The 16,052-nt window shown below is 55.1% G+C and carries 7 protein-coding genes, 2 tRNA genes, 3 rRNA genes and 1 pseudogene; 8 read left to right on the top strand and 5 right to left on the bottom strand.

The annotated features are described in order from the left end of the window. Positions 1-2: 2 nt before the first annotated feature. The 5 genes from Q0775_RS10165 to Q0775_RS10185 form a co-directional block, all read right to left on the bottom strand. Complete coding sequence (locus tag Q0775_RS10165) at positions 3-839, bottom strand: NAD(P)-dependent oxidoreductase (RefSeq protein ID WP_298859871.1); 837 nt, start codon at positions 837-839, stop codon at positions 3-5. A 51-nt stretch (positions 840-890) separates the two neighbouring features. Further along, complete coding sequence (locus Q0775_RS10170; protein ID WP_298859873.1) at positions 891-1,664, bottom strand: aldolase/citrate lyase family protein; 774 nt, start codon at positions 1,662-1,664, stop codon at positions 891-893. Continuing rightward, complete coding sequence (locus tag Q0775_RS10175; RefSeq protein WP_298859875.1) at positions 1,664-3,373, bottom strand: hydantoinase B/oxoprolinase family protein; 1,710 nt, start codon at positions 3,371-3,373, stop codon at positions 1,664-1,666. Before Q0775_RS10175 ends, Q0775_RS10170 begins: the two co-directional genes overlap by 1 nt. Beyond that, positions 3,370-5,505 carry a hydantoinase/oxoprolinase family protein gene (locus tag Q0775_RS10180; RefSeq protein WP_298859877.1) on the bottom strand — a complete coding sequence of 712 codons (2,136 nt, stop codon included), beginning with the start codon at positions 5,503-5,505 and terminating at the stop codon, positions 3,370-3,372. The genes Q0775_RS10175 and Q0775_RS10180 overlap by 4 nt, the downstream gene beginning before the upstream one ends. 79 nt (positions 5,506-5,584) lie before the next feature. Then, complete coding sequence (locus Q0775_RS10185) at positions 5,585-6,730, bottom strand: NADH:flavin oxidoreductase/NADH oxidase (protein ID WP_298859879.1); 1,146 nt, start codon at positions 6,728-6,730, stop codon at positions 5,585-5,587. 132 nt (positions 6,731-6,862) lie between these two features. On the opposite strand from Q0775_RS10185, the gene Q0775_RS10190 reads away from it, so the two are divergent. The 8 genes and pseudogenes from Q0775_RS10190 to Q0775_RS10225 all read left to right on the top strand — a co-directional run. Then, a complete protein-coding gene (locus Q0775_RS10190; protein ID WP_298859880.1) occupies positions 6,863-7,903 on the top strand; it encodes a proline racemase family protein in 1,041 nt (346 codons plus the stop codon). 147 nt (positions 7,904-8,050) lie between these two features. Continuing rightward, positions 8,051-8,857 (top strand): crotonase/enoyl-CoA hydratase family protein, encoded by an 807-nt coding sequence (locus Q0775_RS10195; RefSeq protein WP_298859882.1) that lies wholly within the window; start codon positions 8,051-8,053, stop codon positions 8,855-8,857. A 690-nt stretch (positions 8,858-9,547) separates the two neighbouring features. Continuing rightward, positions 9,548-11,010, top strand: a 16S ribosomal RNA gene (locus tag Q0775_RS10200). A 155-nt stretch (positions 11,011-11,165) separates the two neighbouring features. Then, a tRNA-Ile gene (locus Q0775_RS10205) sits at positions 11,166-11,242 on the top strand. A 32-nt stretch (positions 11,243-11,274) separates the two neighbouring features. Then, positions 11,275-11,350 (top strand) — tRNA-Ala (locus tag Q0775_RS10210). A 475-nt stretch (positions 11,351-11,825) separates the two neighbouring features. Then, a 23S ribosomal RNA gene (locus Q0775_RS10215) occupies positions 11,826-14,660 on the top strand. Positions 14,661-14,784: 124 nt separating this feature from the next. Then, positions 14,785-14,899 (top strand): 5S ribosomal RNA (gene rrf, locus Q0775_RS10220). The 16S, 23S and 5S rRNA genes sit together here with 2 tRNA genes alongside, the layout of an rRNA operon. A 760-nt stretch (positions 14,900-15,659) precedes the next feature. Continuing rightward, a pseudogene (locus tag Q0775_RS10225) lies at positions 15,660-16,052 on the top strand (transposase); the annotation flags it as partial.

Genomic DNA, 16,052 nt, shown 5'->3' on the forward strand with positions numbered 1-16,052 from the left:
AGCTAGATTTTTTTGGTGTCGTCCACGATGTTCATTGTGGCGACACCGCTGTTGCCCAGCTCGACCGAGGCGAAGGGACCGCCGTGGCACATGTTGCCGGGGTCTTGGTTGTCCATCGGCTCTGTCTCCGCCAAAATCTTCTCCGCAAACTGCTCTGCGTTATCCTTCGGGCGGTAGCCGAGGAAACTGGCCTGTGCATTGTCCACTGGCGCGCGGTCATTGTTCGACACGCCGTAAACGATGGAGAAACCTGTGACTGGCGTCTCAATGCTGCGCTGCACCAGTTGGATCAGATCATCATAGGACAACCACGACCCCAGCGCACGGGCATTGGTGACTTGGGCGCAGGACAGGATGCGCATGTGGACGCTCTCTAGTCCGCGCTTGTCCCAATACATAGAGCCAAGGTCTTCGGCAAAACACTTTGCCAGCCCGTAGAAGGTGTCGGGGCGGTGGCGCACATTGGTGTCGATAAATTCGTTCTTGGGGTGCATCCCAACTGCGTGGATAGAGCTGGCATAGACCACGCGCTTGAGCTTGTGCTGATAGGCTGCCTCCCAGATGTTATAGGCCCCGATGAAGTTCGGCCCCAGCAGCTGGTCAAACGGGCCTTCATCCGCATAGGCGCCCATGTGGACCACCATATCTGCGCCCTTCAGGACGCGCATCATGTCGTCAAGGCTGGCCAAATCACCCTTTGCATAAGTCTCGCCGTCGTAGAGCGTACCGATGTCGTCACCGATGTCAGTCGAGACAAGCTCGTCACACATCTTCGAGAGCGGTTCACGCAGGTAAGAGCCGAGGCGGCCCGCAGCGCCGGTAAGAACAAGTTTTTTCATGGTGATATGCCTTTGGTTTTTTGTAATTTGAATGTTTCGCAAGAACGATAGCTAGCCCAACGCGCCTTTTACAGCCGCGAGTGCGGCGTCGGATGCTTTTGCCAGCAGCCCCGCATCAGAAGCGCAGGCGACAAAGGTAAACCCTTCGCGCAAAAGCTCGGCGGCGAAATCTGTGTCCATGACCAATGTCCCGACGGGCACGCCTTTGGCAATGAGTGCTTGCGCGGCAGGTTTGATCAGCGCCCATACATCCTTGTGCATCGGTTGTCCCAGCAGGCCGATATCAGCGGCAATATCCGCAGGGCCAAAGAAGATGCCGGAAACACCATCGACAGTTCCGATCTCGACGGCACGACCCACGGCCGCAGCTGTTTCAAGCTGGAGGATAACTGTCGTCTCGTCCTCAACTCGGGTGGTGTAATCCTTCACACGTCCGAATTTATTCGCACGGGTAGAGCCCGAGACACCCCGCACGCCATGCGGTGGATAGCGTGTGGCAGCAATGGCCTTTTCCGCTTCCTCTACTGTCTGAATCATCGGGAACAACAAACCCGGCGCACCGAGATCAAGCAGGCGTTTTACGATCACAGTGTCGTTCCACTCTGGCCGCACAATCGCAGTTGTTGTTGTATTGGCAAAAACCTGAAGCTGGCCCAGCACAGTCATATAATCGTTGGGCGAATGCTCCATATCAATGAGCGCCCAGTCGTATCCGGCAGGGGCCGTGACTTCTGCGGCGAAGGGGCTGGAGAGAGTGACCCAAAGGCCGACCTGCTTATCACCCTGTGAAAGTGCGCGCGTGAATGTGTTGTTTGCCATTTTCATCAGAGGTCCTCTCCCTTTGCGATTGCGGCCTCGACCGTTGCAATATCGGCAGACCCGAGCCCGTAATCCCGCGCTGCTGTCTCGGCAGAGATATAGCCCCGCGCCAGATCGCGCATCACGGCGTCCTTGCTCCGCTCGCTCGGATCGCCGTAGCCAGCCCCACCAGGGAAGGCCATGACGACCTTGCGCCCATGGGCCACGAACTGCTTGCCCTTACCGTTCATTTTTGTGCCGTCGTCTTGAACGATGCTTGTTGGCGCACCTGCACCGCCGCCACGTCGCCCCAAAGCAGGATGATCGACGCGGTCAAACATGGCCTGAATGTCAAACTCATGCCCCTCACGCGCACCAACTTCCATGTACTGTCCCAATCCGCCGCGCTGCTTACCCGCGCCACCTGAATCCGGCCGCAGCTCTTTGCGCCAGATGATGACAGGGCCGGCATGCTCGGTCGCTTCCACAGGCATGGTCATCACACCCGATGGAAAGGCCGTTGCGTTGAGCCCGTCATAGGCGGGCCGAGCGCCAGAGCCGCCGGAGTTGAACGTCAGTACTTCGGAACGCCGCGCATACGCGGGGGCAGGGGCGTCACTACGCGGGCGCAGGGACACTTGGAAATTGCACAGACATCCCGCCCCCTCGGCAGGAACCAAACCGGGTACAAGTTGGTCAAAGGCGTTGAACACTGCATCAGGCACAAAATGCCCGACGATGTGGCGCAGGGCCACGGGCGCAGGGTGCACCGCATTAACGATGGTATCCACAGGTGCCACAATCTCGAACGGGGCGAGCGAGGCAGCATTGTTAGGGATTTCCGGCGCAATCGCGACTTTGAGCGCATAGCAGGCGTATGCTTTGGCATAGACCAGCGGGCAGTTAATTCCCTTTTTATCCAGCCCCGAAGTCCCTGTGAAGTCGGAGACTATGCGATCCTCGTGCACCGTGACTTTTACCTTCAATGTGATTGGCGTAGCGAACCCGTCCACGGTCAGCACCCCGTCCGCAGAAGCGCGGGGCAGGGCCGCGATCCGCTCAAGTGTGGCGCGGCGGGAGTTATCGAGGATGAAGGTGGCGATGCCGCTTAGGTCGGAGAGGTCAAACTCCTGCATCATATCAATGAGGCGGCGATGACCAATCTCGTTACAGGTGGCAAGCGCATACATATCGCCAACTAACTGATCAGGTTCACGTACGTTTCCGCGTACGATGCGGATGAGGGTTTGATCCACCTCTCCGCGCTCTGCGAATTTCATGATCGGTAGGTAGAGCCCCTCTTCATACACGCTTGCCGCATCCGCACCAAAACCGCGCCCGCCAATGTCGACGATATGCGCCGTGCAAGCAAAGAACCCGACCAACACGCCGCGGTGAAAGGACGGCGTGACCATGGTGATGTCGTGCAGGTGGCCCGTCCCCTCCCAAGGATCGTTGGTGATATAGACGTCACCCTCAAATATATTGTCGCGCCCGATGCGGCGGATAAAATGGGGCACGGCATCTGCCATGGCGTTTACATGGCCGGGTGTGCCAGTGACCGCTTGAGCCAGCATTTGACCCTGCACATCATAGACACCTGCGGACAAATCCCCCGCTTCACGCACGGAGGTCGAGAAAGCAGTGCGTACAAGAGCCTGTGCCTGCTCTTCCACAACCGAGATGAGGCGGTTCCACATGATTTGGTGGGCGACGTTCATATCTTTTGCGATCATGTGTCCAACCTTTCGCTTCCACGGTATTTAGGGGGGGCAATGCGGGCGTTCGGGCCGGGGACGACGATATCTATACATCCGTCGGGCTGGCAAATGGCCACGCGGCTTTTGGGTACGATGATGGTTGTCTCGGGTTCGGTGATCTGGGCCGCCCCTTTTACCAGCGTCCCGACCTTCAGCTTGTCGCGGTCATATCGGTAACTGGGCAGGTATCTGCCCTCGGCGGGATCAAATATTGTACATTTTCCGCTGATCACGGCCGTTTTCAATGGCGATGGTGCCTCAGGACTTCTGCTTACGGGTTCGGGTGGTGTGGTGGCGTTCACGGACCAAACTGTAATTTCGATGTCCATCCCCTCAACGGCACGGCCAAATAACTTGACGTAGTCTTCGATGAAGCGCGCCTCGAACGTGGCAGCCTCGGGGTTCAGCGCCTGCTCTTGGGTCAGAGTGATCGGAATTTCCCAACCCTGACCTGAATAACGCATATACACTTTGAATTCCGACAGTATCGGGCTGTCTGCATCGCAGTTGCGGACAAAACCTGTGGCTTCAGCCTGAAGCTCTGTAAGGAGAGCTTTGATCTTGTCGGGGTCAAAACCAGCCAGCGTCATATAAACCGAACGATTTGCCTCAAAGCTAAACGGGGCACGCAGGAAGCCGATGGCGGACCCGACACCAGCGCCGGGCGGCACGAGCAAGCGGTCAACGCCTAGCTTTTCACACAGACGCCCTGCATGCAGAGGGGCGGCACCACCAAAAGCAATCATGGTGTATTCTGATAGGTCCTCACCGTTTTCGACGGCATGGACTCGCGCGGCATTGGCCATATTCTCGTCCACAACTTCGGCCAGACCGAAGGCGGCGGTTTTCGCATCCATTTCCAACACATCGCCCAAAACATCTGTTAGGGCTTTTGCGGAGGCTTGCAGGTCGAGCGTCATGGAACCGCCTGCAAAATTCTCCGTATCCAGCTTTCCCAATACAACATCCGCATCTGTTACGGCTGGTTTTGTTCCGCCGCGGCCGTAACACGCAGGACCGGGTTCGGAGCCTGCGCTCTCTGGTCCCACTCGGATTTGGCGCATGGCATCGACGTGAGCGAGTGACCCGCCACCTGCGCCAATCTCCACCATGTCAATCACAGGGATCGATATCGGCATGCCGGAGCCTTTCTTGAAGCGATAGGTGCGGGCGACTTCAAACACCCGCGACGTCTTGGGTGTCTGGTTTTTGATCAGACATATCTTGGCGGTGGTGCCGCCCATGTCGAACGACAATACTTTCTCCAATCCATAACGTGCCGCGATATTGGCGGCAAAGACCGCACCCCCCGCAGGGCCGCTCTCCACCAGACGCACGGGGAACTCTGCCGCGTTCTCGATCGAAATGATGCCGCCGCCCGAATGCATGAGGAAGATGTTACAATCGACCCCCTCATCGCGGAGCCGCCCTTCGAGCCGCCCGAGGTACGATTTCATCAATGGTTTGATATAGGCATTTGCCACGACCGTATTGAACCGTTCGTATTCGCGCATCTGCGGCGAGACTTCGCATGATAGCGATACCATCGCGTCGGGCAGCATCTCGGCCAGGACCTCACCGATCAACCGCTCGTGCGCATCGTTAAGATAGGAGTGGATCAGACCCACGGCGACACTCTCGTACCCCGCCGCTTTGATCTGCTCCACAACAGGTTCAATGTCGGCGCGGATCAGGGGCAGAAGTTCATTGCCGCTCGCGTCCATCCGGCCCGGCACGGTATAGCGCATCTGGCGCGGCAACAGCGGCTCGGGCAGGGTGAGATTCAGATCATACTGCTCGAAACGGCTTTCGGTCCGCATCTCGATCACATCACGGAAACCCTCGGTGGTGATCAGTGCCGTCTTGGCCCCGCGCCGCTCAATCAGCGCATTGGTCGCCAGTGTTGTGCCGTGGATAATCTGCCCAATCGCCGAAGGGCTGATCCCTGCCTTGGTGCAGACCTGATGCATCCCGTCGATGATCGCGTTTTCGGGGGCGATATATGTCGTGAGTACCTTTGTCGAAAATGATGCGCCATCAACCTCCAGCACAACGTCGGTAAACGTTCCGCCAATATCAACGCCAAGGCGTACGGAGTGCTGTGTCATAAAAGGTCCTTTGTATGCAATTTTGTGCACCCTATTGCCCTGCGCTGCGGGTGCAATTCAATTATTGCCATGTCGGTGATTAGTCAGGTGTATAGAAGTCGGATGTCTTTTGACGGCTGGCCAGCCACCAGCCTGATTGCTCTGGCCATGTTTCGAATGTGGTATCATGGCCTAGATCACGTGCCGCATGCAGCGCCCACATGGGGTTGACCAGCGCCTCGCGCCCGATCGCGATCAGATCGGCGCGACTCTCTGCCAGAATGTCCTCGGCCTGTTGTGCGTGCGTGATCAGCCCCACGGCCATTGTCGTCATCTGGGCCTCTTTGCGCACCCGCTCGGCATAGGGGACCTGAAAGCTGGGCTGGCGCTTCGAAGGCGCACCCGTGGTTGCCGATCCTGCAATGCCACTCGACGAGCAATCCATCACGTCAACGCCAATGCGTTTGAGCGCGGAGGCCAGTACAACTGTATCGTCGAGCGACCAGCCCTCTGGGGTTCCATCCACCGCTGAAGTGCGAAAGAAGAGTGGCAGGTCGTCGGGCCAGACGGCGCGCACCGCATGGGTAACTTCGAGGGCAAGGCGCATGCGCCCTGCAAGATCCCCACCATATTCATCCGTTCGCTTATTCGACAACGGCGAGAGGAAGCTGTGGATGAGATAGCCGTGTGCGCCGTGGACTTCGGCGATCTTGTACCCCGCCGCCAAAGCCCGCTCAGCCGCCGAGACAAAGTCGGCGATGAGCATGGCGATATCCTCACGGGTCAGGGCATGTGGCATAGGCCAGCCTTCGGCCACACGGATCGCCGAGGGGCCAACGGGCGCCCATGGCATATCGCCCCGCGCCGTGTCATCCTCATTCAAGGGTCCGTTTCCAAACCACGGGCGCTGCATCCCGCTTTTGCGACCTGCATGGGCCAGCTGGATCGCGGGGATCGCACCGTTGCGGAGAGCAAACTGTGCCACCCGCGCGTGACCTGCAATCTGGCTGTCGTTCCACAATCCGGGGCAGCCGTGGGTGATCCGCCCTGATTTTTGCACCGCAGTCGCTTCGGTAAACACAATGCCCGCGCCGCCGGTCGCGAAGCGTCCCAGGTGGACAAGATGCCAGTCGTCCATGTGACCTTCATGCGCCGAGTATTGGCACATAGGCGAGATAACGACGCGGTTGCGGGTGGTAATGCCGCGCAAGGTGAGAGGCTGGAACAGATGCGGGGTCGGGGCCATGGTGCATTCCTTATATATGTAGTCTGTACGCTAGCCGACGGGACGGCGGGGTTGCAATGGCATGCGGGATTGCGTCTGCGCTAGGGCAGGGCCATGCTGCTTTGAAGTTCTGAGCGGTAAAAGGGACCAGTCATGCGCAGCACCAAAACTATTCATGTTGTCTCCTGCCATGCGGAGGGTGAAGTCGGCGATGTGATTGTAGGCGGTGTCGCGCCACCACCGGGTGAGACGCTTTGGGCGCAGCGCAACTGGATCGCCAAGGATCAGACGCTGCGCAACTTCATGCTGAACGAGCCGCGCGGCGGTGTTTTTCGCCATGTGAACCTGCTGGTCCCGCCGAAACATCCCGAGGCCCAGATGGGGTGGATCATTATGGAGCCTGACGACACGCCGCCGATGTCAGGATCTAATTCCATATGTGTGGCGACCGTTCTCCTCGACAGTGGTATCATTCCGATGGTGGAGCCTGTGACCCACATGACGCTTGAGGCACCCGGTGGCATTGTACGGGTGCGCGCGGAATGTCGGGATGGAAAGGCGCAAAGCATTACCGTGCAAAATCTGCCCTCTTTCGTGGGGGAGGTTGGTGTGATGCTCGATGTGCCCGAGTTGGGGCAGATCAAAGTGGATACCGCTTATGGCGGCGACAGTTTTGTCGTGGTGGATGCTCAGGCGCTTGGATTTACACTTGAAGCGGCGGAGGCGGGTCAGCTGGCCGAGCTTGGCGTGCGGATCACTAATGCGGCGAACGATCAGCTACGGTTTCACCACCCCGAAAACCCCGAATGGAGGCATTTCTCCTTTTGCTTGTTTGCAGGGCCGATCATGCGGCAGGGCAGTCATCTGAGCACGACTGCGGCAGTCTCTATCCAGCCCGGGAAAATTGACCGCTCTCCTACAGGAACAGCAGCATCGGCGCGCATGGCCTTGCTGCATGCTGCGGGGCAGATGCATGTGGGCGAGACATTCACCGCCCGCTCCATCATCGGGTCGGAATTCCACGGCAGGATTGTAGGGACAACACGCGTGGGGGACAGAGCTGCTATTATCCCCGAGATCACAGGCCGCGCATGGATCACGGGCACACATCAACACATGCTTGATCCTGATGATCCGTGGCCAGAGGGATACCGCCTGACGGATACATGGCCACAGCACCGCGGACAAAAGTGACGCGGCGACGGTTTTCCCCAGCGTTACCTAAAGGGAATTGAAACCTGCAAATCCCATCATTAGCGTGCAGAGCAACGATATACAGACACATTACCATACACTGGTCTGACTAATCAGATCCAAACAGATTACGGCAAGGAACTGCACATGGCCCCTACAATTGATCCGACACGTTTTACAAACCTCGCCGTGGAAGAGCGTGAGAGCGGCATTTGGGTCGTGACCCTTAACCGCGCCGCCAAACGGAACGCACTGGACAGTCATACGGTAGAGGAGTTGGTGGAGTTCTTTTCCGCAGCACCGCGTGCAGGTGTGCGGGCTGTCGTTCTGGCGGGGTCGGGGGATCACTTCTGCGCCGGTCTCGATCTAATCGAGCACCATGACGAAGATCGCAGCCCTGCCGACTTCATGCACCTGTGCCTGCGCTGGCACGAGGCGTTCAACAAGATGGAATACGGTGGCGTCCCCATTATCGCAGCTCTGCATGGCGCTGTTGTCGGGGGGGGGCTTGAACTGGCAAGCTCAGCCCATGTGCGTGTGATGGACCAGACTGCCTACTTTGCCCTTCCCGAAGGCCAGCGTGGTTTGTTCACAGGGGGAGGGGCAACAATCCGTGTTACCGACCTGGTGGGAAAATCACGTATGATCGACATGATGCTGACTGGCCGTGTCTATCAGGGACAAGAAGCAGCTGATCTGGGGTTTGCACAGTATATAGTAGAAGGCTCCAGTTTTGATGCCGCGATGGATGTTGCGCGCAAGGCGGCGCAGAACCTTCCACTGTCAAACTTCGCCATCTGTTCCGCCGTGAGCCACATGCAGAATATGTCCGCAATGGATGCCGCTTATGCAGAGGCAGTTGTGGCGGGTGTTGTGAACACCCAGCCTGATGCACGCGCCCGTTTGGCTGCATTCGCCGATAAGAGTGCTGCACGTGTGCGCCGCAACGATTGAGATTCGCATTAATGCCCGGCTGATTCCGCGGAATCCAGGGTATGTCTGGTTCAAGAGGGGTGATTCACCGGCCGATATCGCTCAGGTACGGATTTCGAACGTCGGATTTCATACTTTTTTCTACCGTTGTCGAGAAAGAGTGCGAAGGAAATTCTAAAATTTAGCCATATAAATATGGACTTCTAGCAGGGGCAACGTGACTGAATTTGAAAAACTCGACCTTTCGGTCAGTTTCTTAAAAAATCTGCTTGCGGCCATGTGGAACTAACACTAGAACCCCTTTTACCGGAGGCGCAAACGAGCGTCACACGGGGCAGCGGAGGGAACGGAGCGGAGACGCCGAGGACTTTGAAGCGAAGCAGAATTCGGAGAGATTGACTGGCGGGCGCGCAGTGAGAATTGCGCATCGGTTTAGTTTTTGTCTCCACGTTATTTGAAAATAGAATATCTGAAGAGATATGTGGGCGGTTTGGTCTATTTCGATGGATCAACGTCTGTATATCGCGCTTTTAGAGAATGTCACTTAGTGGCGCTATCGATTATAAAGTGTCAGCTTCACTGTTTGAACGGCTTTCGGTTACTTTGGTAACTTTAAGTACATCAAACAGAAAAGACGCCTAATTTGTTCAGTAAGCAGATTAGGTCGATGTGCAGAGGTTCGACGTCAAGGATATGATCGCAAGATCATTTCAACTTGAGAGTTTGATCCTGGCTCAGAACGAACGCTGGCGGCAGGCCTAACACATGCAAGTCGAGCGCACCCTTCGGGGCGAGCGGCGGACGGGTTAGTAACGCGTGGGAACATACCCAATGGTACGGAATAGCCTCGGGAAACTGAGAGTAATACCGTATGTGCCCTTCGGGGGAAAGATTTATCGCCATTGGATTGGCCCGCGTTAGATTAGATAGTTGGTGGGGTAATGGCCTACCAAGTCTACGATCTATAGCTGGTTTTAGAGGATGATCAGCAACACTGGGACTGAGACACGGCCCAGACTCCTACGGGAGGCAGCAGTGGGGAATCTTAGACAATGGGCGCAAGCCTGATCTAGCCATGCCGCGTGTGTGATGAAGGCCTTAGGGTCGTAAAGCACTTTCGCCAGAGATGATAATGACAGTATCTGGTAAAGAAACCCCGGCTAACTCCGTGCCAGCAGCCGCGGTAATACGGAGGGGGTTAGCGTTGTTCGGAATTACTGGGCGTAAAGCGTACGTAGGCGGATCAGAAAGTATGGGGTGAAATCCCAGGGCTCAACCCTGGAACTGCCTCATAAACTCCTGGTCTTGAGTTCGAGAGAGGTGAGTGGAATTCCAAGTGTAGAGGTGAAATTCGTAGATATTTGGAGGAACACCAGTGGCGAAGGCGGCTCACTGGCTCGATACTGACGCTGAGGTACGAAAGTGTGGGGAGCAAACAGGATTAGATACCCTGGTAGTCCACACCGTAAACGATGAATGCCAGTCGTCGGGCAGTATACTGTTCGGTGACACACCTAACGGATTAAGCATTCCGCCTGGGGAGTACGGTCGCAAGATTAAAACTCAAAGGAATTGACGGGGGCCCGCACAAGCGGTGGAGCATGTGGTTTAATTCGAAGCAACGCGCAGAACCTTACCAACCCTTGACATCCTGTGCAAACCCGAGAGATCGGGCGTTCACTTCGGTGACGCAGTGACAGGTGCTGCATGGCTGTCGTCAGCTCGTGTCGTGAGATGTTCGGTTAAGTCCGGCAACGAGCGCAACCCACATCTTTAGTTGCCATCATTTAGTTGGGCACTCTAAAGAAACTGCCCGTGATAAGCGGGAGGAAGGTGTGGATGACGTCAAGTCCTCATGGCCCTTACGGGTTGGGCTACACACGTGCTACAATGGCATTTACAATGGGTTAATCCCCAAAAGATGTCTCAGTTCGGATTGGGGTCTGCAACTCGACCCCATGAAGTCGGAATCGCTAGTAATCGCGTAACAGCATGACGCGGTGAATACGTTCCCGGGCCTTGTACACACCGCCCGTCACACCATGGGAGTTGGTTCTACCCGACGGCCGTGCGCCAACCCTTCGGGGGGGCAGCGGACCACGGTAGGATCAGCGACTGGGGTGAAGTCGTAACAAGGTAGCCGTAGGGGAACCTGCGGCTGGATCACCTCCTTTCTAAGGATGTTTCTAGTAGGTTAGCTTGCTAACTTCGTGAAACACTTAGCAGGACAGCAAACAAAGCTGTCCATATTTGGAACATCTTAGGATGTTCTTCGGACCGAGCCGTCCTCATATCTCTTCAGAAACAGAACACGAGCTACCGCTCGTATGGGTCGGTAGCTCAGGTGGTTAGAGCGCACGCCTGATAAGCGTGAGGTCGGAGGTTCAAGTCCTCCTCGACCCACCATGAAATCATCTACTTCGGTAGGGATAAGTGATGGGGCCTTAGCTCAGCTGGGAGAGCGCCTGATTTGCATTCAGGAGGTCAGGAGTTCGATCCTCCTAGGCTCCACCAAGCACTCACGAAGTGAGTGCGAAGCCCCGGCAGGGTATCAGCGAAGCTGATGTACCGAGAAGGGCAGTCAACACCAGACACAATAGCCAGAACACATCTTCAAACACTCATTTGAGTGCTTGAACGTCTGTTCTGCAGACGAATTAACATCGTAAAGAGAGATACAAAATAACAACACTGTTTGATCGTGCCGAGTGTGGCGATGATCTCAGTTTGGTGTGTTGGGTTTAGGCCCCGCACAAGCATTTACCATAGACTGTTTCCTCGGTCTCGTGAGTGTTTGCCATCTGAAAGCAGCAGTGTTGTCCAAGTCAAGTACACTAACCGGAGAGGTCGTAAGGCCTCTCGAAAAAGCTACATTCCCGCACGGGTTTGTAGCAGTTATGTATGTTTTTGATCTGGGAACAGGGATAAACAGTTTCTTACCAGCTTCTGTTGTCCACGAGGGACGATAAGTCCTTCTCTTTCTGGATCAAATCAAGCGCGAAAAGGGCGTTTGGTGAATGCCTTGGCAGTAAGAGGCGATGAAGGACGTGATACTCTGCGATAAGTCATGGGGAGCCGAGAATAGGCTTTGATCCATGAATTTCCGAATGGGGCAACCCACCTGATACTATGTTATTACTACTCATTCGTGAGTAGCTAATAATGTGGTTAACCAGGTATTTCTTTGTTGAATATATAGACTCAGAAAAGCAAACCCGGGGAACTGAAACATCTAAGTACCCGGAGGAAAGGAAATCAATATGATACTCCCCTAGTAGCGGCGAGCGAACGGGGACCAGCCGAGCCATGAGTGTGGTTAGAATGCGTTGGAATGCGCAACCAAAGTGGGTGATAGTCCCGTATAAGAAGCATGATTGGACGTATTAAGTAGGGCGGAACACGTGAAATTCTGTCTGAAGATCGGAGGACCACCTTCGAAGGCTAAGTACTCCTTACTGACCGATAGTGAACCAGTACCGTGAGGGAAAGGTGAAAAGCACCCCGACGAGGGGAGTGAAACAGTACCTGAAACCGAACGCCTACAATCAGTTGGAGGGCCCTTGCGGCCTGACAGCGTACCTTTTGTATAATGGGTCATCGACTTGGTCTCTCAAGCAAGCTTAAGCCGTTAGGTGTAGGCGCAGCGAAAGCGAGTCTTAATAGGGCGAATGAGTTTGAGGGATCAGACCCGAAACCGAGTGATCTAGGCATGGCCAGGTTGAAGGTAAGGTAACACTTACTGGAGGACCGAACCCACATCTGTTGAAAAAGATCGGGATGAGCTGTGCCTAGGGGTGAAAGGCCAATCAAACTCGGAGATAGCTGGTTCTCTGCGAAATCTATTTAGGTAGAGCGTCGACCGAATACCATCGGGGGTAGAGCACTGGATGGGTAATGGGGCCCCACAGGCTTACTGATCCTAACCAAACTCCGAATACCGATGAGTACTAGTCGGCAGACACACGGCGAATGCTAACGTCCGTCGTGAAGAGGGAAACAACCCTGACCTACAGCTAAGGCCCCTAATTCATGGCTAAGTGGGAAAGCAGGTGGGACGACCAAAACAACCAGGAGGTTGGCTTAGAAGCAGCCATCCTTTAAAGATAGCGTAACAGCTCACTGGTCTAAATAAGTTGTCCTGCGGCGAAGATGTAACGGGGCTCAAGCCATGAGCCGAAGCTTAGGATGCATTTATTGCATGGTAGCAGAGCGTAGTGTGACATAGTTCCATGTGTCCTTACCTACTTCGGTAGGATTGGACACGCGGAGCTTTCTGTGAAGCGGGCCTGTGAGGGATCCCGTGGAGAGATCACTAGTGAGAATGATGACATGAGTAGCGACAAAGAGTGTGAGAGACACTCTCGCCGAAAATCCAAGGGTTCCTGCTTAAAGCTAATCTGAGCAGGGTAAGCCGACCCCTAAGGCGAGGCCGAAAGGCGTAGTCGATGGGAACCAGGTTAATATTCCTGGGCCAGATGGAAGTGACGGATCTCGAGGGTAGTTCATCCTTATCGGATTGAATGGGCTGCTTAGAGGTTCCTGGAAATAGCTCCATCGTTAGATCGTACCCTAAACCGACACAGGTGGATAGGTAGAGAATACCAAGGCGCTTGAGAGAACTATGTTGAAGGAACTCGGCAAAATACCTCCGTAAGTTCGCGAGAAGGAGGCCCGGTCGAAACGCAAGTTTTGGCTGGGGGCACAAACCAGGGGGTGGCGACTGTTTATTAAAAACACAGGGCTCTGCGAAGTCGTAAGACGACGTATAGGGTCTGACGCCTGCCCGGTGCCTGAAGGTTAAAAGGAGGGGTGAGAGCTCTGAATTGAAGCCCAGGTAAACGGCGGCCGTAACTATAACGGTCCTAAGGTAGCGAAATTCCTTGTCGGGTAAGTTCCGACCTGCACGAATGGCGTAACGACTTCCCCGCTGTCTCCAACATAGACTCAGCGAAATTGAATTACCGGTCAAGATGCCGGTTACCCGCGGTTAGACGGAAAGACCCCGTGCACCTTTACTACAACTTCACACTGGCATTAGGCCGAACATGTGCAGGATAGGTGGTGGGCTTTGAAGCAGGGACGCTAGTCCCTGTGGAGCCTCCCTTGAGATACCACCCTTGTTCTGCTTGATGTCTAACCGCGGTCCGTTATCCGGATCCGGGACCCTGTGTGGTGGGTAGTTTGACTGGGGCGGTCGCCTCCTAAATCGTAACGGAGGCGCGCGAAGGTTGGCTCAGACCGGTCGGAAATCGGTCGTTGAGTGCAATGGCAGAAGCCAGCCTGACTGCGAGACTGACAAGTCGAGCAGAGACGAAAGTCGGTCATAGTGATCCGGTGGTCCCGAGTGGAAGGGCCATCGCTCAACGGATAAAAGGTACGCCGGGGATAACAGGCTGATACTGCCCAAGAGTCCATATCGACGGCAGTGTTTGGCACCTCGATGTCGGCTCATCTCATCCTGGGGCTGGAGCAGGTCCCAAGGGTACGGCTGTTCGCCGTTTAAAGAGGTACGTGAGCTGGGTTTAGAACGTCGTGAGACAGTTCGGTCCCTATCTTCCGTGGGTGTAGGATACTTGAGAGGAGTTGCCCCTAGTACGAGAGGACCGGGGTGAACGATCCACTGGTGGATCTGTTGTGGCGCCAGCCGCAGTGCAGAGTAGCTATGATCGGACAGGATAACCGCTGAAGGCATCTAAGCGGGAAGCCCCCCTCAAAACAAGGTATCCCTGAGAGCCGAGGTAGACTACCTCGTCGATAGGCCAGAGATGTAAGCGTGGTAACACGTTCAGTTGACTGGTACTAATGGCTCGATAGGCTTGATTTGATCCAGTAACAGAGAGACTTAACGCCTCACTGAAACTGATCAGCGAGACATTCTTCGAATGCTCGTTATCAAAAGCATACACACACAATCAGCGTACTGACTTGGACATGAGGAATTTATTTGGTTTGGTGATCACAGCGTAAGCAAAACACCCGGTCCCATCCCGAACCCGGCAGTTAAGTGCTACTGCGCCGATGGTACTGCGTCTTAAGGCGTGGGAGAGTAGGTCATCGCCAAACCTAATAAGTTCCTCATGAGTATCTCTCTTCGATGTAATCAAAACGCCGTTCAGTGAAAACTGGGCGGCGTTTTGCTGTTTGAAGCATCGAGCTTTGTCAGCTGTTGCGCATGAAATAACTCGGGAGTGGGAAAAGGCTTCGCAAACAATACCTGGCCTATTACCGTCAGCATGCCCTGTGGCACGTTGCTAGGGCCCGGCAGACAGGTGCGACGGATGCCCCCTCTGCTGTCGGTATGCTCTTGATGACACTGTCAACCAGCCGATCATCGCAGACCTTCCAAGGTTCTGAAATCGGCCTTTCTCTATACCATGATTGCTGAAAACGTCGTTTGCCAGAAAGTTAGTGGCAATCTCCGTCTCCCAAAATGGACCACATTTATCCTGATCCAGCGCAAACCCTCCGGATCACCCCGTTCTTGTAGCAACACATCCAAAACCAAAATCCCAATACCAGCATCGCCTCCACCCATCCTCCGATAGATCAGAGACCTGTCAAACCATCCAAAACGCATACCCACCAGCCCAAAAAAAAACCTCCCCAAAAACTTCCAATGCAAAAAAATACTAACTACGAAACAAGCCAGCAACAAATACCTCACTATCCCTATACGAAGTCCCCCTTGACTTCATACCCCTCGGCCTTCGGTCACGCGTGGAGTAATACATTTTCACTCACCAGGCCTGCAGACATAGTTTGGACCTGTCGCGGTTTGATGCCGCTCCTTTGATAGCATTTACTGCAACAAAGTAGACTGACTATGGGACTGAAACGAACGGACGAATTCCGAACAGATGCGGTGCGTATCGCACTGACCAGCGGGCTAACGCGTAAGCAGGTGGCGGATGATCTTGGTGTTGGTATGTCGACGCTAAACAAATGGATCACCCAGCATCGGGACACGGACGTGGTGTCAAAAGAGGATATGAGCCTCGCTCAAGAGAATGACCGGCTTCGGCGCGAGATCCGCATTCTCAAGGAGGAGCGGGACATCCTAAAAAAAGCCACCCAGTTCTTTGCGGGCCTAAAGCAATGAGATTTAGGTTTGTCGAGGAACACATTGCCAGTTTCCCGATCAAGCGATTGTGCCAGGTTGTCGGCGTCAGCGCGCGTGGATTGCGGTCCTTTCGAAGTCGCCCTGCCAGCCGCAGGC

The sequence above is a fragment of the uncultured Sulfitobacter sp. genome (assembly GCF_947499945.1).
Classification (GTDB): Bacteria; Pseudomonadota; Alphaproteobacteria; order Rhodobacterales; family Rhodobacteraceae; genus Sulfitobacter.